General features: G+C 70.7%; 15 protein-coding genes. 10 read left to right on the top strand and 5 right to left on the bottom strand.

Annotated elements, in window-relative coordinates; translation table 11 throughout:
• Positions 1-116 precede the first annotated feature (116 nt).
• Positions 117-1,958 (top strand): LPXTG cell wall anchor domain-containing protein, encoded by a 1,842-nt coding sequence (locus C8E83_RS08545; RefSeq protein WP_121369398.1) that lies wholly within the window; start codon positions 117-119, stop codon positions 1,956-1,958.
• Here the strand turns inward: C8E83_RS08545 and C8E83_RS08540 are convergent.
• Entirely contained in the window at positions 1,955-2,938 is a 984-nt protein-coding gene (locus tag C8E83_RS08540) for a cation diffusion facilitator family transporter (protein ID WP_121369396.1), read from the bottom strand. The two genes, C8E83_RS08545 and C8E83_RS08540, sit on opposite strands and share 4 nt — an antisense overlap.
• 302 nt (positions 2,939-3,240) lie before the next feature.
• On the opposite strand from C8E83_RS08540, the gene ileS reads away from it, so the two are divergent.
• The 4 genes from ileS (at position 3,241) to ndk (ending at position 8,988) form a co-directional block, all read left to right on the top strand.
• Positions 3,241-6,489, top strand: coding sequence for an isoleucine--tRNA ligase (ileS, locus tag C8E83_RS08535; RefSeq protein WP_121369394.1), 3,249 nt, complete (start codon positions 3,241-3,243; stop codon positions 6,487-6,489).
• A complete protein-coding gene (locus C8E83_RS08530; protein WP_121369393.1) occupies positions 6,482-8,056 on the top strand; it encodes a bifunctional folylpolyglutamate synthase/dihydrofolate synthase in 1,575 nt (524 codons plus the stop codon). Before ileS ends, C8E83_RS08530 begins: the two co-directional genes overlap by 8 nt.
• Complete coding sequence (locus tag C8E83_RS08525; RefSeq protein ID WP_170159884.1) at positions 8,053-8,487, top strand: DUF4233 domain-containing protein; 435 nt, start codon at positions 8,053-8,055, stop codon at positions 8,485-8,487. The genes C8E83_RS08530 and C8E83_RS08525 overlap by 4 nt, the downstream gene beginning before the upstream one ends.
• A gap of 81 nt (positions 8,488-8,568) precedes the next feature.
• Positions 8,569-8,988 (top strand): nucleoside-diphosphate kinase, encoded by a 420-nt coding sequence (ndk, locus tag C8E83_RS08520; protein ID WP_121369389.1) that lies wholly within the window; start codon positions 8,569-8,571, stop codon positions 8,986-8,988.
• Positions 8,989-9,061: 73 nt separating this feature from the next.
• On the opposite strand, the gene C8E83_RS08515 is transcribed toward ndk, so the two are convergent.
• Both C8E83_RS08515 and C8E83_RS08510 read right to left on the bottom strand, forming a co-directional pair.
• Positions 9,062-9,934, bottom strand: a complete 873-nt coding sequence (locus C8E83_RS08515; RefSeq protein ID WP_121369387.1) for a DsbA family protein — start codon at positions 9,932-9,934, stop codon at positions 9,062-9,064.
• A 176-nt stretch (positions 9,935-10,110) separates the two neighbouring features.
• Entirely contained in the window at positions 10,111-10,752 is a 642-nt protein-coding gene (locus tag C8E83_RS08510; RefSeq protein WP_245981518.1) for a vitamin K epoxide reductase family protein, read from the bottom strand.
• A gap of 329 nt (positions 10,753-11,081) precedes the next feature.
• Between C8E83_RS08510 and C8E83_RS08505 the strand changes: the two genes are divergently transcribed.
• The gene (locus C8E83_RS08505) at positions 11,082-13,970 is read left to right on the top strand and encodes an Rne/Rng family ribonuclease (RefSeq protein WP_121369385.1); all 2,889 of its coding nucleotides are present in this window, start codon (positions 11,082-11,084) and stop codon (positions 13,968-13,970) included.
• Between the two features lie 160 nt (positions 13,971-14,130).
• A complete protein-coding gene (locus tag C8E83_RS19745) occupies positions 14,131-15,090 on the top strand; it encodes a hypothetical protein (protein ID WP_147430120.1) in 960 nt (319 codons plus the stop codon).
• 363 nt (positions 15,091-15,453) lie between these two features.
• On the opposite strand, the gene C8E83_RS19170 is transcribed toward C8E83_RS19745, so the two are convergent.
• Complete coding sequence (locus C8E83_RS19170; RefSeq protein ID WP_147430119.1) at positions 15,454-16,272, bottom strand: hypothetical protein; 819 nt, start codon at positions 16,270-16,272, stop codon at positions 15,454-15,456.
• A 40-nt stretch (positions 16,273-16,312) separates the two neighbouring features.
• On the bottom strand, positions 16,313-16,588 hold the full coding sequence (locus C8E83_RS08490) for a DUF4031 domain-containing protein (protein WP_121369379.1): 276 nt from the start codon (positions 16,586-16,588) through the stop codon (positions 16,313-16,315).
• A 152-nt stretch (positions 16,589-16,740) separates the two neighbouring features.
• Between C8E83_RS08490 and rplU the strand changes: the two genes are divergently transcribed.
• The 3 genes from rplU to obgE all read left to right on the top strand — a co-directional run bounded on the left by rplU (position 16,741) and on the right by obgE (position 18,978).
• Positions 16,741-17,052, top strand: coding sequence for a 50S ribosomal protein L21 (gene rplU / locus C8E83_RS08485; RefSeq protein WP_121368671.1), 312 nt, complete (start codon positions 16,741-16,743; stop codon positions 17,050-17,052).
• Positions 17,053-17,063: 11 nt separating this feature from the next.
• Positions 17,064-17,318: a 50S ribosomal protein L27 gene (gene rpmA, locus C8E83_RS08480; RefSeq protein WP_121369377.1), complete on the top strand. Its 255-nt coding sequence runs from the start codon at positions 17,064-17,066 to the stop codon at positions 17,316-17,318.
• A 79-nt stretch (positions 17,319-17,397) separates the two neighbouring features.
• The gene (gene obgE, locus C8E83_RS08475) at positions 17,398-18,978 is read left to right on the top strand and encodes a GTPase ObgE (RefSeq protein WP_121369375.1); all 1,581 of its coding nucleotides are present in this window, start codon (positions 17,398-17,400) and stop codon (positions 18,976-18,978) included.
• The last annotated feature ends 17 nt before the right edge of the window (positions 18,979-18,995 follow it).

Here is an 18,995-nt window from a genome sequence, read left to right as displayed (position 1 = left end):
GGGCGCAGGATGTTAGGGTCTCCCCACCCGACGCGATCACCGCCGGGTGCACGTCGCCTGGGGGGTGGGTCAGGGCGAACGTTCGCAGATCCGATCCACGCCCGAAAGCACGACCTGTGAACGCATTCTCGAAGCGGAAGGCCTCTGCCTTCCGGACGGCCGTCGCCGTCCCCGCGACCCTCCTCATCGGCCTCGGCGGCACCGCGCTCGCGGCGTCGCCGGCGCTCGCCGACTCCGCACCGGCGGACTCGTCGACGACCGCGACGGCTCCGGCCGACCCGGCGGCCACCGCGTCGACGCCGACCGACGGCGCCGTCTCGGACGGCCAGGGGGCGACCGACCCGGCTACCGCGCCGGCGTCGCCGGCCGCACCCTCGGCTCCTGCCCCCACTCAGGCCACGCCGCCCGCGCCCGTGTCTCGCGTGGCCGCCGCGGCCCCGACCGACCTCACCGTCACGTCTCCCGTGCCCGACGACGACACGGGCGTCGTGACGATCCACGGCCCGCGAACCTTCACGATCGAGGGCACCGCTCCGGTCGGCTCGAAGCTCGAGGTCACCGACTCCGACGGCGACGTCGTCGCCCACACGACGACGACCGCGACGACGTTCTCGATCCCGGTCACGTTCACCGCCGACGACGGGTACGACCAGTTCATCAGCGTGTACGGCACCTCCGGCAAGAAGGACCTCACGGAGGACGACTTCGAGGTCGTCTTCGACGCGCCCCAGAGCCCCACGCCGACGATCACGAGCCCCACGGGCACCGTCGTGTACGAGACGACCTACGCACCGTTCTTCGACGCTCCGATGGACGTCGTCGAGGTGTCGGGCACGGGCCAGCCGGGCGACAGCATCGGCATCGAGTTCGACCAGACGGACGACCAGGGCGACACGTCGTCGAGCTTCTCGTTCGACGGCTCGACGGTCGCGGTCGACGGCACGTGGACGGTCGAGGCCGACGTGCCCGACTTCGGCACGTGGACGATGTCGGCCGTGCAGACGACTCTCAACGAGCAGGGCGACGAGACCTCGGTCGAGTCGGACCCGTCGAACACCGTCCAGACGACCTTCGACGAGAAGGCCGGGACGGTCGCCCCGCCGCTCATCAGCCAGCCCTCGTACGGCGACGGGTCGTTCCTCAGCGCCTTCGACACGACCCGCGCGTCCATCCAGCAGGAGATCACGCACCCCGCACGCACTCAGTCGGCCAAGACCGCTGCCGCGAAGGTGCGCCACACCGACCTCGCCACGAAGGGCTCGCGTCTGAAGGCGGCCGCGGCCTCCGGCGTGGGCGGTCTGGGAGTCGCCTCGGGTGACGACGGTGACGAGTCGATCGATCCGACCATCGCCCAGATCGGCATCCCGGTGGTCGGCCGTGCCGACGCCGCGAAGCCCGGCCTCGTCGACTTCACGGTCTCGGGCACCGGCACCCCCGGCGACGACATCGTGCTCTACGGCGAGGACGGCGACATCGCCCTCAGCTACTTCGGCGACCTCTACCCGTCGTTCTTCGAGGGCTTCCAGAACGGGCAGACTCCGCTCCCGCCCGTGTCGAACACCCCGGCGGTCCCGGCCGTGAAGACCACGGGCGGCTCGTCGGGCGACCCGGCGGCCACCGCGTCGCTGCCCGCCGACGACGGCTCGATCGTGGTCAAGGCCGACGGCACGTGGTCGACCACCCTGTCGCGGAAGCCCGGCGAGTACATCGTCACGGCCTTCGCCGTCGACCAGTCGGCTCACTACTCGGTCGCCGGCCCCGACATCCTCGTCCACCTCACCGGTGACCCGGCCGTCGCGCCCGCGGCCACGGGCCCCGAGCTCGCCTTCACCGGCTCGCAGCACTCGACCGCGATCGGTCTCGGCGGCCTCGCGGCCATCGTCGCGGGAGGCGCGATGATGCTCTTCTCGCGTCGTCGTCGTGCGGCGGCCGCTGTCGCGACGCCGGCGGAGGACTAGCCCAGAGCCTCGCGCGGGGCGTCCGGCGTGGTGGGCTGAAGGCTCGCCTCGTCGGGCGTCGCCAGCGTGAGCACGGCCTCCTCGACGTTCGCGTTCAGTTCGATGTCGGCCTCGACCCGGCGCAGGGCGACGGCGACGTGCTCTTCGTCCTCGTTGCCGACGAGGTCGATCGCCGCCACGAGGTAGAGGCGCCCGGGGCCGAGGAACTCGGTGTGCAGGTAGGTGACCCGCGAGACCTTCGGGTGCTCCAGGATCCTGCGCAGCACCGCCGACTCGACCTCGGGCGTCGGGCTCTCCCCGACGAGGAAGCGGCGGTTGCGGTCGATGAGCACGACCGCCACGCACCCGAGCAGCACGCCGACCGCGATCGAGCCGAGCGCGTCGAAGATCGCCGAGCCGGTGAGCTGGTGCAGCAGGATCCCGAGGAACGCCAACAGAAGCCCGATCAGAGCGCCCGAGTCCTCGAAGAACACGGCGCGGAGGGTCGGGTTCGACGAGTCGAGCACGTGGCGCAGCACCGGGATCCTGCGCTTCGTCGCGGCACCCCGCGCCTGCCGCAGCGCCTGCAGGAACGACGTGCCCTCGAGGATCGCGGAGACCCCGAGCACCACGTAGTTGACGACGTAGTCGGTGTCGGGCTTCGTCGACGTCAGCTCGCTCACGCCGTTGAAGATCGACACGACGGCGCCGACCGTGAAGAGGCCGAACGCCGCGAACATCGACCACACGTAGGTCTCTTTGCCGTAGCCGAGGGGGTGGGCGTCGTCGCGCGTGCGCGACCCGCGGCGCTCGGCGATCCAGAGGAAGATCTCGTTGCCCGTGTCGGCCCACGAGTGGGCGGACTCGGCGATCATCGACGCCGAGCCGGTGAGCAGCGACGCGATCGTCTTCGCGATGGCGACGAGCAGGTTCGCCCCGAGCGCGATGAGGACGGTGAGAGTGCTCTCCGCCGGAGGAGCGGAGGGGGCGTCAGACGTCATCCGTCCAGTGTGGCCCCCGCCGGGCGATCGTGATGGGCGGCGGCGAGTCCGTTCACGTCCGGGTAACATGGTGGTGCGTCGATCCGGCCATCACCGGGGAGCACTCGGAAGAACGCCGTCCGCGCGTCCCGGCCCCGGCCGAGGCGACGGCCGGTCACTAGAACCGAGCGGGGCAGGCCCGTCATAGCCGCAGAGCGAGAGGTCGGCGGCGCCACGGCGCACCCGGCAAGCGGGGTGGTACCGCGACGAGCGAAGACATTCGCCCGGCGTCCTCGTGCACGAGCATCTGCACTGGAGTTGACATGGCACCGCAGTACCGCGACATCGCCGCCTCGCCGAGCTTCCCCGACGTCGAGAAGGGCATCCTCGCCTTCTGGAAGGGCGACGACACCTTCCGCGAGTCGGTCCGGCAGCGCGAGGGCTGCGACGAGTGGGTCTTCTACGACGGCCCGCCGTTCGCCAACGGCCTGCCGCACTACGGCCACCTCCTCACCGGCTACGCGAAGGACGTGTTCCCGCGCTTCCAGACGATGCGCGGCAAGCAGGTGCACCGCCGCTTCGGCTGGGACACCCACGGCCTGCCCGCCGAGCTCGAGGCGATGCGCCAGCTCGGCATCACCGAGAAGCACGAGATCGACGACATGGGCATCGCCGAGTTCAACGCGGTCGCCCGCAAGAGCGTCCTCGAGTACACGGGGGAGTGGCAGGAGTACGTCACCCGCCAGGCCCGCTGGGTCGACTTCGAGAACGACTACAAGACCCTCGACATCACGTTCATGGAGAGCGTGCTGTGGGCGTTCAAGACGCTCCACGACAAGGGGCTCGCCTACGAGGGCTTCCGCGTGCTGCCGTACTGCTGGCACGACGAGACGCCGCTGTCGAACCACGAGCTGCGCATGGACGACGACGTCTACAAGATGCGGCAGGATCAGACGGTCACCGTCACCTTCCCCCTCGTCGGCGAGAAAGCCGAGGCCCTGGGGCTCACCGGCGTGAAGGCCCTCGCCTGGACCACGACGCCCTGGACCCTGCCGACCAACCTCGCGCTCGCCGTCGGCCCCGACATCGAGTACTCCGTCGTGCCGAGCGGGCCGCAGGGCGCCGGCGACGGCTCCGAGGAGGGCGTCTCCGACTACCTCCTGGCGACCGACACCATCGCCGCCTACGCGAAGGACCTCGGCTACGTCTCGGCCGACGAGGCGCTCGCGGCCGTGTCGCGCTCGGTCACGGGCGCCGACCTCCGCGGCGTCGACTACGACCGCCTCTGGGACTTCTACGCCGACACCGAGAAGTGGGGCACCGAGAACGCCTGGCAGATCCTCGTCGCCGACTACGTCGCCACCGGCGAGGGCACCGGCATCGTCCACCAGGCGCCGGCCTACGGCGAGGACGACCAGGCGGTCTGCTCCGCGGCGGGCATCCCCACGGTCATCTCGGTCGACGAGGGCGCGAAGTTCCTGCCGATGTTCGGCGAGGTCGCCGGGCTCCAGGTGTTCGAGGCGAACCGGCCCCTGACTCAGAAGCTGAGGAGCGAGGGCCGGCTCCTGCGCCAGGCCAGCTATGAGCACAGCTACCCGCACTGCTGGCGGTGCCGGAACCCGCTGATCTACAAGGCGGTCTCGAGCTGGTTCGTGCGCGTCACCGACTACCGCGACCGCATGGAGCAGCTGAACCAGGAGATCACCTGGGTTCCCGAGAACGTCAAGGACGGCCAGTTCGGCAAGTGGGTCTCCGGCGCCCGCGACTGGTCGGTGTCGCGGAACCGCTACTGGGGCTCGCCGATCCCGGTGTGGAAGAGCGACGACCCGTCGTATCCCAGGGTCGACGTCTACGGCTCGCTGGCCGACCTCGAGCGCGACTTCGGCCGGCTGCCGCTGAACGCCGACGGCCAGCCCGACCTGCACCGCCCGTACATCGACGACCTGACCCGCCCGAACCCCGACGACCCGACGGGGAAGTCGACGATGCGCCGCATCGAGGATGTCTTCGACGTCTGGTTCGACTCGGGCTCGATGCCGTTCGCCCAGGTGCACTACCCGTTCGAGAACCGCGAATGGTTCGACAGCCACAACCCCGCCGACTTCATCGTCGAGTACATCGGGCAGACCCGCGGCTGGTTCTACGTCATGCACGCGCTCGCCACGCCGCTCTTCGACCGCCCGGCGTTCTCGAACGTCATCAGCCACGGCATCGTGCTCGGCTCCGACGGACAGAAGATGTCGAAGTCCCTCCGCAACTACCCGAACGTCAACGAGGTCTTCGACCGAGACGGCGCCGACGCGATGCGCTGGTTCCTCATGTCGAGCTCCGTGATCCGCGGCGGCAACCTCATCGTCACCGAGGAGGGCATCCGCGAAGCGACGAGGCAGTTCCTGCTTCCGCTCTGGTCGACGTACTACTTCTTCACGCTGTACTCGAACGCGGCCGCAGGAGCAGGCGACACCTCGGGGTACCGAGCCACCTGGCGCACCGACTCCGACGACGTGCTCGACCGCTACCTCCTCGCCAAGACGCGCCGCCTCATCGACGACGTCGCCGCCGACCTGGAGGCGCTCGACTCGCCGCTCGCGACCGCGAAGCTCCGCGACTTCGCCGACGTCCTCACCAACTGGTACGTGAGGCGCTCGCGCGACCGCTTCTGGGCCGGCACCGACACGCGCGCCTTCGACACGCTCTACACCGTGCTCGAGACCGTGACGCGCGTCGCGGCCCCGCTCGCGCCGCTGGTCGCCGAGGAGGTCTGGAAGGGCCTCACCGGCGGCCGCAGCGTGCACCTGGAGGACTGGCCGGACGCCTCGGCGTTCCCCGCCGACGACGCGCTTGTCGACGCCATGGACGCCGTGCGCGAGGTCGCGTCGGCCGGGCTGGCGCTGCGGAAGGCGACGAACAGGCGAGTGCGGCTGCCTCTGCCGGAGCTCACGGTGGTCTCCGCGGATCCTGCGGCCCTCGAGCCGTTCGCCGCGATCCTCCGCGACGAGCTCAACGTCAAGAAGGTCACTCTCGCGACCCTGACCGAGGAGAGCCTCGGCGAGTACGGCGTGGCCCGCAAGCTGACCGTCAACGCGCGCGCCGCGGGGCCCAGGATCGGCAAGCAGGTGCAGCAGGTGATCCCGGCCGCCAAGAAGGGCGACTGGCAGCCCAGCGGCGAGAACGTGGTCGTCGGTGGAGTCGAGCTGCTGCCCGGCGAGTTCACGCTCGAGCTCACCGTGGCCGACGAGGCCGGCGCGCTCTCGTTCGTGGGCGACGGCGGTTTCGTGCTGCTCGACACCGCGACGACACCCGAGCTCGAAGCCGAGGGGCTCGCCCGCGACGTCATCCGCGCCGTGCAGCAGGCCCGCCGCGACGCCGGACTCGACGTGAGCGACCGGATCCGGCTGGCGCTCGGCGTCGACGCGGTCTCCGAGGCCGCCGTCGAGGCGCACCGCGACCTCATCACGGGCGAGACCCTCACGCTCTCGCTCGAGACCGACCTCTACCTGTCGGCCCCCGACGGCGCCGTGCCCGTGGGCGACGGCGGCACGATCACTGTGAAGGTGGCCAAGCATGACTGACACGCCCCGACGCCCCGGCGACTACGACGGCGACGACTACGACGCGTTCGACGACGCCGACGAGTCGGACGAGACGGTCGACCCGGGCGCGCTGCCCGCCGTCTTCGGCGCGGCCGGCGACGACCTCTCGGACTTCCCGACCCTCGGCGACGACGACGAGCGCGACCGCGACGACCGCGACGACGACAAGCCGCTCGACGAGTCGTCGCCCGAAGACGCCGCGGCCGCCCAGCGGGTGTGGGAGGAGCTCCTCGCCCGCGTCGGCGAGCAGGCCCCGCAGCCTCGGCTCGGTGCCACGCGCCGCGCCGTCGAGCTGCTCGGCGACCCGCAGCGCTCGTACCCCGTGATCCACATCACCGGCACGAACGGCAAGACGTCGACGAGTCGCATGATCGAGAGCATCCTGCGCGCCTATGGCCTCCGCACCGGCCTCATGACCAGCCCGCACCTGGTGAAGGTCAACGAGCGGATCGTCATCGACGGCAGGCCGATCTCCGACGCCGCGCTGGCCGCGAACTGGGCCGACATCCAGCCCTACCTCCTCATGGTCGACACCGAGCTCACGGCCGCCGCCGAGCAGCCGCTCACCTACTTCGAGGCGCTGACCGTGCTCGCCTTCGCGTCGTTCGCCGACGCCCCGGTCGACGTGGTCGTGCTGGAGGTCGGCATGGGCGGCGAGTGGGACTCCACGAACGTCGCCGACGGCCAGGTCGCCGTCTTCACGCCGATCGCTCTTGACCACACGAAGCGCCTCGGCTCGACCGTGGCCGCGATCGCGAAGACGAAGTCGGGCATCATCAAGCCCGCTGCCGCCGTCGTGTCGGCGAAGCAGACGCCCGAGGCGCTCGCCGAGCTGGTTCGCGCCGCCGAGCTCACCGAGTCGACGTTCGCGCTCGAGGGGCCGCGCGACGAGCGCGGCGCCTTCGAGGTCCTGAAGTCGGACGTCGCCGTGGGCGGCCAGGTCATCTCCGTGCGCGGCATCGCCGGGCGCTACGACGACCTCGCCCTGCCCCTGTTCGGCCGTCACCAGGCCGAGAACGCCGCCGTCGCGATCGCCGCCGTCGAGTCGTTCCTCGGCAACGGGTCGCAGCCGCTCGACCCCGAGATACTCTCGGCCGGCCTGAGTGCGGCGACATCGCCCGGCCGACTGCAGATTCTGGCGAACGACCCCACGATCCTGGTCGATGCGGCCCACAATCCGCACGGCGCGCGGTCGCTGGCGGACGCCCTGGGGGAGTACTTCTCGTTCGACCGCGTCGTGGCCGTGCTCGCGGTGCTCGACGACAAGGACGCCGCGGGCATCATCCGCAACCTCGCGCCGGCCGTCGAGCACTTCGTCGTGACGCAGTCCGACTCCGAGCGGGCGATCGACGCCGACAGCCTCGCCGCAGTCGCAGTCGGTATCGTGGGGCCCGATCGGGTGACCGTCGAGCCGAACATCGTCTCGGCGCTCGGGATCGCGCGCGACCTGGCCGACGAGGCCGAGAGCGGAGGCGTGGTCGTCACCGGTTCGATCACCCTCGTCGGCGACGTGATCGCCCTCACCGAAGAAGACGGATGGAAATGACCGAGACCGGCCCGAGTGTCGCTCCCGGGCGCACCCGGCGTCCGCGTCGCGACCGTACCCTGGTCGAGAGCCTCCTCCTGATCATGCTGGCGCTCGAGGCCTGCGTGCTGTTCTTCATCGTCCTGAACGTCGCAGGAGCAGCGATCGTCTCCTGGCCGGTCGCAATCCTCGGCGGTGCCGCGTTCTTCGCCCTCATGGCGATCGCCGCGTGGGGCATGCGCTGGCGCTGGGGAGTCGTGCTCGGCTGCGCCATCCAGGTGCTTCTCGTGCTCACCGGCCTGCTCGTCGTGCTCATGTACGTCGTCGCGGCGATCTTCCTCGGCATCTGGATCTTCTGCCTCGTCAAGGGCACCCAGATCGACCGGCGCAACGCCGCCATCCGCGCCTGGATGGAGGCCAACCCCGGCCTCGACCCGCGCGACTACCAGTAGCGCGCGCTCCCAAGCGCTACCCACAGACCCGACACCCTCAGCCCGACATCGACCCATCCACCCCTCACGAAGGAGTCCACCATGGCCGACCTCGAAGAAACCCTCGTGCTCGTCAAGCCCGACGGCGTCGCCCGCAACCTGACCGGCGAGATCCTGCGTCGCATCGAGCAGAAGGGCTACGGACTCGTCGACATCAAGCTCGTCGAGGCCGACCGCGCGCTGCTCGCAGCGCATTACGAGGAGCACGTCGGCAAGCCGTTCTACGAGCCGCTCGTGGAGTTCATGGAGTCCGGCCCCATCGTCGCCATCCGCGTCGAGGGCAACGGGGTCATCGCCGGCTTCCGGTCGCTCGCAGGAGCAACCGACCCCACCTCCGCCGCGCCCGGCACCATCCGCGGCGACCTCGGCCGCGACTGGGGCCTCAAGGTGCAGCAGAACCTCGTGCACGGCTCCGACTCGCCCGAGTCGGCCGCGCGCGAGCTCGCGCTCTGGTTCGCGTAGGCACACTCGCCTCACGGACGAAACGGCCCCGCACCTGACCAGGTGCGGGGCCGTTTCGTGTCGGCGGGTGAGCCTAGCTCGACGCCTGCGACGTCACGAACGACTTGAAGTCGGCCGCGCTGGTCAGCGAGCCCGAGTACTGCTTGCCGTTGACGATCACGGTCGGAGTGCCGGTGACCTTGGAGACGGACGAGTTCGGGAGCTTGTCGTCGAGAGCGCGGTTCGTCGCGTCTCCGACCCACGATTTGAACTTCTGACTCGTGATGCAACTCGGTATCTTCGAGCTGGTCGCGCCGGCCTTCTGCACCGTTTTTATGATCTGCGCGTCGGTTCGACCGTTGGTCTGCTCTTGAGGCTGGTTGGCGAAGAACGCCGTGTTGACCGCGAGGAACTCGTTCGGCTCGTAGTTCGCCACGCACGCCGCGGCGTTCGCCGCCCGGGTGGAGTACTTATTGCCGAGGCTCGAGGCGTCGAGGATCGCGATCGGGTGGATCTCGTAGGTGACCGCGCCCGATTTCAGCCAGGTCTTGATCTGCGAGGCGTTCGTCGTCTCGAACTCGTCGCAGTAGGGGCACTGGTAGTCGAGGTAGACGGTGATGTTGACGGTCTTCGTCAGCTTCGAGTCGTCGGTGGCGGTGGGCTTGCCGCCGGCCTTGATGGGATCGGTCTTCGTCGCCGTGATGGCCCCGGTCTTCGCGTTGCCCTGGAGCAGCAGCCCGTCGCTGGCCATGTTCTTCGGGCCCGGCCCGGCCGGCTGGATGTTGGCGGAGATTCCCCAGATGACGAGCCCGACCACGACCACGGCGGCCACGATGCTCCCGCCGATGGCGAAGACGCGGTTGCGACGCTTCTTCCGGGCGGCCGCCTCGCGAGCCAGGCGGGCCTTCTCGCGGGCTTCGTCGCGCCGATTGCGCTTGCTCTGGCCGTTGTCGGGGGGCGGTGTCATGTGTCCTCGGATCTCCGGTACGCGGTCTTCAACGCTGTGTCGGTCTACGAGCGTAGCCCTAGGCTCGCCCGCCCAGGACCTTACGGTGACGTGTCATGCATTTGCTGGGAACACGCCCGGTCAGGCGACAGCAGTCGTTCAGAAGGCCCAGTGCGCCTCCGACACGCCGGGGCCGCTCAGAACAGCGTGCGCAGGAGCAGCGGGAAGTGGGTGAGGATGATCACCACGATGACCAGGGCGTTCGCCACGGGGATCGTCCAGGAGAACGGCAGGAACGACTTCATCGCCCGCCTGGCGCCCTCGTTCCGGGTGATGTTGCCGTGCGCGATGTTCCACACGGTGAACACCCAGAACATCGGGATGGTCACCGACCAGACGAGCATGCACCAGGGGCACAGGGCGCCGATGAAGAACACCGTCTGCGTGAACAGGAACGTCACGAAGACCCAGGCGAGGCCGAGGCCGATGTTGAAGGCGACCCAGTACCAGCGGGCCACCTTCATGCCCGCGAGCACGCCGATCGCGACCCCGATCGGCGCGGCGAAGCCCGCGACGCCGAGGATCGGGTTCGGGAACCCGAAGATGTGCGACTGCCACGAGTCGATCACCGTCGAGCAGGAGACGAACGGGTTGATGTCGCAGCCGAGCGCCTGGTTGGGGTGCTCCAGGAGGTCGTACTTCTCGACGACGAGCTTGAAGGAGCCGTAGAAACCCACGCATCCTGCGATCATGAGCAGGATCGCGACGACTCGCGGGGCCCCGGTACGACGGTCGGTGGTCTCGGTTGCGGCCTGCGCGGAAGCGGTTCGTGACGACACCCACGGATTATGACACGGGCCGCTTCGCCGCTCTCCGGGACGACGTGCGATAATCGACGTAGTCCCAGGGTGAGAGCCGGGCAAGCTTTCCGCCAGCCGAGAGGCGACGGTAGACAGACAGATTTTCCGCGGGCCGTTCGGCACGGGGGTGAAAGCCTTCGTTCGGCCGTCGCCGCGGCAGCACAGATTTCGCGCGGCAGCACTTTCGATCCCCGAGCGGCACCCCACCACGAACGGTGGCGGCAGGCCAGCGGAGGTCCCCGCGCACGAGTTTTCCCGGGGGCTGGGCGTGTACGCCCGATGCCCCGGGACGAGGAGTTGCACCACCGATGGTGGAGAAAAACGAAAACAGTCCGAAGAGAAGAAGCCGCCTGTTCGCAGGATTCCGGTCTCGACAGGCCGCGCAGTCTCCGACCGAGACCCCCGCGCCGCCCGTCGCCGAGACCACGGCGCCGCCGAGCGCGCCCGCTTCTTCGTCCGTCGCCGAACGAGCCGAGGAGGCCGTCCGCGGCCCGGCCGCCGGCACTGCCGCCCCTCAGGAGGCCAGCCACGTGAGCATCGACCAGACCACCAGCGACCCGACCACGCCCGCTCCTGCGGACGCCGTCGACGAGGCCCTCGTCGACCACGAGGCGATCGCCCGCGACGAGGCGGACAGCACTCCGGTGCTGCCGACCGTCGAGAAGCCCGAGCCGGTGTCGCCGTTCGACGCGCCGCTCACCACGACGAGCCTGATCTTCCACGCGCCCGACGTCGTGCCGCTGCCGGCCCTGCCCGACGACGACGATGACGACGAGCGTCCCTCGACGAGCCGCCGCCGGTCGCGGTCGCGGTCGGGCGGCTCGGGCTCGGGTGACGGCGACGACCAGCCCACCCGCACCCGATCGCGGGCCAACCGTGAGCCTCGCGAGCCTCGCGAGGTGGAGTACATCACCGAGCCGCAGCGGGTGAAGGGCTCGACGCGCCTCGAGGCGAAGAAGCAGCGCCGCCGCGACGGTCGCGACGCCGGCCGCCGCCGCCCGGTGGTGACCGAGGCCGAGTTCCTCGCCCGCCGCGAGAGCGTCGACCGCAAGATGATCGTCCGCTCGCAGGGTGACAGCATCCAGATCGGCGTGCTCGAAGACGGCATCCTCGCCGAGCACTACGTCGCCAAGTCGCAGAACGTCTCGCTCATCGGCAACGTCTACCTCGGCCGCGTGCAGAACGTGCTCCCGTCGATGGAGGCCGCGTTCGTCGACATCGGCCGCGGCCGCAACGCCGTCCTCTACTCGGGCGAGGTCGACTGGGACTCCGTCGACCACACGCCCGGCCAGCCGCGCCGCATCGAGCTGGCGCTCAAGCCCGGCGACCGCGTGCTGGTCCAGGTCACCAAAGACCCGGTCGGCCACAAGGGCGCCCGCCTCACCTCGCAGATCAGCCTGCCCGGCCGCTTCCTCGTGTACGTGCCGAACGGCTCGATGAACGGGATCAGCCGCAAGCTGCCCGACACCGAGCGTGCCCGCCTCAAGAAGATCCTCAAAGAGGCCCTGCCCGAGAATACCGGCGTCATCGTCCGCACCGCGGCCGAGGGCGCGACGGAGGAGCAGCTCACCCTCGACGTGAAGCGCCTGCTCAACCAGTGGGCCGACATCGAGAAGAAGGTCGAGGCCGGCAACGCCCCGGCCCTGCTCCACTCCGAGCCCGACCTCCTCATCAAGATCGTGCGCGACGTCTTCAACGAGGACTTCCACGAGCTCGTCATCGACGGCGCCGACGCGAAGTCGACCATCGAGTCGTACCTCACCGCGGTCGCACCCGACCTGCTCGACCGGGTCAAGGCGTACGAGGACGGCGGCGACTCGTTCGACCACTACCGCCTCAACGAGCAGATCGACAAGGCGCTCGACCGCAAGGTCTGGCTGCCGTCGGGCGGGTCCCTGATCATCGACCGCACCGAGGCGATGACGGTCGTCGACGTCAACACCGGCAAGTTCGTCGGCTCCGGCGGAAACCTCGAAGAGACCGTCACCAAGAACAACCTCGAGGCGGCCGAAGAGCTGGTGCGCCAGCTACGCCTGCGCGACATCGGCGGCATCATCGTCGTCGACTTCATCGACATGGTGCTCGAGTCGAACCGCGACCTCGTTCTGCGCCGCCTCGTCGAGTGCCTCAGCCGCGACCGCACGAAGCACCAGGTCGCCGAGGTCACCTCGCTCGGCCTCGTGCAGATGACCCGCAAGAAGCTGGGCCTCGGCCTGGCCGAGTCGTTCCAGGAGATCGGCGTCGACCGCCAGCAGGCGCAGGAGCAGGCGGCCACCAACCGCCAGAAGCAGCAGGAGCGCCGTCGCGCCAAGCAGCAGAACGGCAACGGCTCGAACGGTTCGAACGGCAACGGGCGGGGCAACGGCTCGTCGCGAGGCTCGGACGCCCATCCGGCCACCGGAACGATCCACGCGATCACCGATGACGTGAAGAACGCCCTCGCCAAGATCGCGGCCTCGACCGTGCCGCACGGCGACGCGACGCCGGCCGAGACGGCCGCGGCCGTCGAGGCGGCGATCGACGCCGTGGCCGCGGGCATGGGCGGCACCGAGCCGGCTCCTCCGGCCGGCGCGTCGGTGTCTGACGAGTGGCCCGGAGTGACCGACGGCGCCGCCACGGGTGCGGCGTCGACCACCGGCGCCCCGGCGTCGTCCGGCGACGCTCCCACGGGGCGCTCGCGCCGCGGCCGCGGGCGTCGTGCCTCGTCGGCGGCGCAGGGTGCGGCCGGCGTCGAGTCGGCCGGCGAGGCTGCGGTGATCCAGGTGCCGGCAGCGGCTGCTGCAGCGGCATCGGTCTCGGCCGAGAGCGCGTCCGCGGCTCCTGCGCCCTCGGCGGAGACCGCCGAAGCGCCCGCGGTCGCAGCGGAGTCGACCCCGGCACCCGAGTCCGCCGAGCGCCCGGAGAAGACCTCGCGGCGCTCGCAGGCGACGGTCACCGCACCCGATGCGACGGTCGCGATCCTCGACATCCCGGTCGCGAAGATCGAGCGTCAGCCGAGACGCGTCAGCGCCCGTGACGCCGAGCAGATCCTCGAGGGCGTGCTCGGCGCGCTGCCCGAGCCGAAGCAGCCGGGTCAGGGGCGCAACCGCTCGCGCCGCGCGTCGACCGGCGGCACCGTCGCGGCGCCCGCCGAGGGCACGTCGGGCGAGTCGTCCGGCCTGATCGTCGGGCTCGGCGGCACGAGCGACGAGAGCTGATCCGACTCCGCGTGACCGGGGCGGCCGTCTTCTTCGGAAGGCGGCCGCCCCGTTCGCGTGGGGGCGTGACGCGGGCGGGGCGCGCGTGGGAGGATCGGCCGAGAGGCACTCGGATCCTGCGCCTCTCACCTCGACAGGCATCGTGACGGGAGGCGCGGCGGTGACCGACCCTGCCCCGCGTGCCGCTCGGCCCGGCGACGACAGCTCGTGGATGACGACTCTCGTGGACGTCGGCATCCGGCGCGAGTCGCTGCTGACCGCGGCCATCGCGGTCGGCGTGGTCATCGTGGTGAAGTTCGCCGTCGCTCTCGTGCAGCTGATCGGCAACGCCGTCGACTTCGACCCGGCCGCGTACGCCAGCGGGTTCCTGCAGTCGCCGATCGGGCTGTTCCTCGGGTCGCTCGTGCTGTACCCGTTCCCGTTCTATGCGAGCGCTTTCCTCGCGCTCCTCGCGGTGTTCCCGGTGCGTCGGGCCGGGGTCGGGTCCGGTTCGGTGACTGGCTCGGCGTCGGTGACCGGGGCCTCGTCGGTGTCGGCGGTGTCGTCGACGTCTTCGTTGTCATCGTCTTCGTCTTCGTCGGCCTCGCTCGCTCTCGCGCTCGGCCGTGGCGTCGCGGCGGGGGCGGTCGGCACGATCGTGCTGGCGCTCGTCGGCCTCGGCACCGGCATCGCTCCGGCGATCGGTGGCGGCGGGGGAGTCGAGCTGGCCCTCGACGTCTTCTTCATCCCGCTCTCGACCGGCGTGCTGCTGACCGCCCTCCTGCTGGTCGGGGTGACGGTCGCGTGGCTCTGGGCCGGGGCGCAGGAGCAGGCGGAGGCCGCAGCGCCTCCGGCCGAGGTCGTGGCGCCTGCTCCTGCCGGCGATATTTCCCCGGCGGAGGTGGCAGCGCCTCCTGCCCCTGCGGAGGCCCCGGCGCCTCCGGCCGAGCCCGCGGCGCCCGCCCCCGTCGGCGACGCGCCCCCGGCGACGCCCCCGGCGCCCGCCCCCGTCGGCGACGCGCGCCCGGCGGAGCCCTCGGCGCCCGCCCCCGCCGGCGACGCTCGCCCGGCCGAGCCCCCGGCGCCCGCCGCCCCCGCCGCCCCCGACTGGTCGCGTTTCCGCCCGCCCTCCGACGCCTGACCCCAACGCCGACGCAACACCTTTCGGCCATGAAGCCAGCGAACTTCCGCTGGCACCATGGCCGAAACCTGTTGTGACACGAAAATCTCGCGGCGGGTTGTCCACAGATTGGCGAAACCGCCTTCGCCGCACGGGCCGTCTCGGCACCATGGCAGCATGGACGCTTTCGCGACCGGTCCCGATGGGCTCCTGCGCCGCAGCGACCTGCTGCGCGCCGGTCGGAACGATCGCGCCCTTCGGCGAGGCGTCGAGGCCGGTCAACTCGTCGCGGTCGTGCGCGGCGTCTTCGTCGCCGCCGAGACCTGGGCAGCGGCCTCACCGGAGGAGCGGCACCTGCTGCGGGCCCGAGCACTGGCGCCTGGCCTAGGCCCGGACAGCGCCTTCTCGCACGGTACGGCGGCGCTGGTGCACGGCTGGCAGCGTCTCGGAGCGCCGCCAGACGTTGTCGAGGTCGTCGACCCACGAATCGAGCGGACGCGCACCGGCGCCGTCTCCCGCCTCCACGCGGCCGCGCTGTCCGGACTCGATCTCGACGTCGTTTCGGGTCTGCCGGTCACCGGCGCCGGACGCACCGCCGTCGACATCGTCGCGTCGTCGGCGTTCCGGCAAGCTGTCGTGGTCGTGGACAGCGCGCTTCATGCCGAGGTCGAGCGCCGGCGCGCCGAGAGCCTCGGTCGGCCGCCGCCTTCCGTGCCGCCGACGCCGCTGACCCTGGACCAGTTCGACGCGGCGCTGGCGCGGAGGCTCCCGGTCCGGGGCCACAATCACGTGCGCCGAGTACGTGACTTCGTGGATGGTCGCGCGGCTTCCGCCGGCGAATCGCTCAGCCGCGTGATCCTGTTCGAGCGGGGCTGGCCTCCGCCGATCCTGCAGCAGTCGTTCTCTGACGCGCGTGGAGCCATCGGCGAGGTCGACTTCTGGTGGCCGGAGTTCGGTGTGATCGGCGAGTTCGACGGTCTTGCGAAGTACCGACGCGCCGAGTACCGCCGCGGTCGCACGCCCGAGGAGGTCGTCGTCGACGAGAAGAAGCGTGAGGACCGTCTCCGGGCACTGCCCGAGGTGCGCGGATTCGCACGATGGCTGTGGTCGGACCTCGATCCCGCGTGTCGGCTCGAGCGGCTGCTGACGGCGGCAGGAGTGGTGCGGGGGAGGACGTGCGGGGGAAGCGGCGTCCGGAAACACGCGCGGGGCGGGGCGCACCCCGGCGCGCAGCGCCGCAGCGCTAGGCCAGACCGCGCTTCCGACGCTGCGAGACGCGGAGGCCGCTGGCCTCGAGGCGGAGCGCGAGCTCCTTGCCGCCGACGGCCGTGGCGCCGAGCGCCACGAGCTCGGCGTGGCGCGCGGCAGGAACGTCGTAGTGGTCGTGATCGAAAGCGCGACGGGGGATCCCGGCCCGCGAGGCGAACTCGTGGAGCTCGTCGTACGACGCGTCGCTCACCAGGTGCGCCCACACGGTGTCGTGCGCGGGCCAGATGGGCTCGTCGATCAGAATGCTCACCGCCGAATCGTAGCGCGGGTGCTTTGACGTGCAAGGCAGCGGCCGGTAGACTTGACCCTCGGTGTGCGCGCATCCGCGCCGCCCTCTCGACTTCGTCGCCGCCGGCTCCGTCCGCGTGAGCGTGCAGCGGCGTCTCACTCAAGGAGTTCCCCATGGCTTTCGCGATTGTGCGTGCCGGTGGCCGTCAGGAGAAGGTCGAGGTGGGCACGATCGTGACCGTCGACCGTCTCAAGGCGTCCGACGGCGACACCGTCTCGTTCGTTCCCGTCCTGCACGTCGACGGCGACACGATCCTCTCCGGCGACCAGCTGGCGAAGGTCACGGTCGAGGGCGAGGTCCTGAACGACCTCCGCGGCCCCAAGATCGTGATCCAGAACTACCGCAACAAGACCGGCTACAAGCGTCGCATGGGCTTCCGTGCCGACCTCACCCGCGTCAAGATCACCGCCATCAAGACCAAGTAGGGAGCTAGACAATGGCACACAAAAAGGGAGCTAGCTCCACCCGCAACGGCCGCGACTCGAACGCGCAGCGCCTCGGCGTGAAGCGCTTCGGCGGCCAGGTCGTGTCCGCGGGCGAGATCCTCGTCCGTCAGCGCGGCACCCACTTCCACCCCGGCGTGAACGTCGGCCGCGGCGGCGACGACACCCTGTTCGCCCTCGCCGCAGGCGCGGTCGAGTTCGGCGCGAAGGGCGGCCGCAAGGTCGTCAACATCGTCGTCGACGCGTAAGCGACCCATCATCACGGCAGGGTGGGCTTCGGCTCGCCCTGCCGCTGTGTTTCACCAACAAGACTGAGAAACTATCCCCATGGCCACATTCGTCGACCACGTGTCGCTCCACCTCAAGGCGGGCAACGGCGGCAACGGCTGCGTGTCGGTCAAGCGCGAGAAGTTCAAGCCGCTCGCCGGCCCCGACGGCGGCAACGGCGGTCACGGCGGCGACATAGTTCTGGTCAGCTCGAACGACGTGACGACCCTTCTCGGGTTCCACCGCAATCCTCACCGCGTGAGCCCCAACGGCGGCCCCGGCATGGGCGACCACCGCGCCGGCACGAACGGCGAGACGCTCGAGCTCGAGATTCCCGTCGGCACCGTCGCCACCGACGACGACGGCACCGTGCTGCTCGACTTCACCGAGCCCGGCATGCGCTTCGTCGTCGCGGCCGGCGGCATCGGCGGCCTCGGCAACGCAGCCCTCGCGACCACCAAGCGCAAGGCTCCCGGCTTCGCGCTCCTCGGCACGCCCGGGTGGCAGGGCGACGTGCAGCTCGAGCTCAAGGTCGTCGCCGACGTCGCGCTGGTCGGCTACCCGTCGGCGGGCAAGTCGAGCCTGGTCGCCGCGATCTCGGCCGCCAAGCCGAAGATCGCCGACTACCCGTTCACCACGCTCCACCCCAACCTCGGAGTCGTCGAGTCGGGCTCGACGCGGTTCACCGTCGCCGACGTCCCCGGCCTCATCGAGGGCGCCAGCGAGGGCAAGGGCCTCGGCCTCGAGTTCCTCCGCCACGTCGAGCGCTGCTCGGCGCTCCTGCACGTGCTCGACTGCGGCACCCTCGACCCGGGCCGCGACCCGCTCACCGACCTCGACGTGATCCAGCAGGAGCTCGCGGCCTACCCCGTCCCCGCGGGCCAGCTGCCGCTGCTGGAGCGCCCCCAGCTGATCGCGCTGAACAAGATCGACGTGCCCGAGGCCCGCGAGCTCGCCGACTTCGTCCGGGCCGACCTCGAGGAGCGCGGCTACCGCGTCTTCGAGATCTCGGCCGTCTCCCACGAGGGCCTGAGGCCGCTGTCGTTCGCCCTCGCCGAGGTCGTCGAGGCCGACCGTGCGGCCCGAGCCGCCGCCGAGAGCACGAAGCCGCGCATCGTCCTGCGCCCGAAGGCCGTCGACGAGCAGGGCTTCACGGTCACCGTCGAGGGCGGCAGCTACGGCAACGTGTACCGGATCCGCGGCGAGAAGCCCGAACGCTGGGTGCTGCAGACCGACTTCAACAACGAGGAGGCCGTCGGCTACCTCGCCGACCGCCTCAACAAGCTCGGCGTCGAGGACCAGCTGTTCAAGGCCGGAGCGGTGGCCGGATCGACCGTGGTCATCGGCGGCGCCGGCGGCATCGTCTTCGACTGGGAGCCGACGCTCACCTCGACCGCCGAGCTCATGACCGCGGCGCGCGGCACCGACCCGCGTCTGCACCAGTCGAGCCGCCAGACCCGCAACGAGCGCCGCGAGGAGTACTTCGCGCGGATGGACGCCAAGGCCGAGGCCCGCGCCGAGCTCATGCGCGAGCGCGCCGCCGGCCTCTGGACCGACGACGAGGGCTTCGAGGTCGGCAGCGCCATGCGCGAGGGCGACCTCGCCGACGCGGGCGACGACTTCGACGACGACGACGAGTAGAGGGCCGACGACGACAC

It is taken from the genome of Frondihabitans australicus, from assembly GCF_003634555.1.
GTDB lineage: Bacteria > Actinomycetota > Actinomycetes > Actinomycetales > Microbacteriaceae > Frondihabitans > Frondihabitans australicus.
The sequence above is the reverse complement of the archived record's forward strand: the minus strand, read 5'-3'. Positions and strand labels throughout refer to the sequence as shown.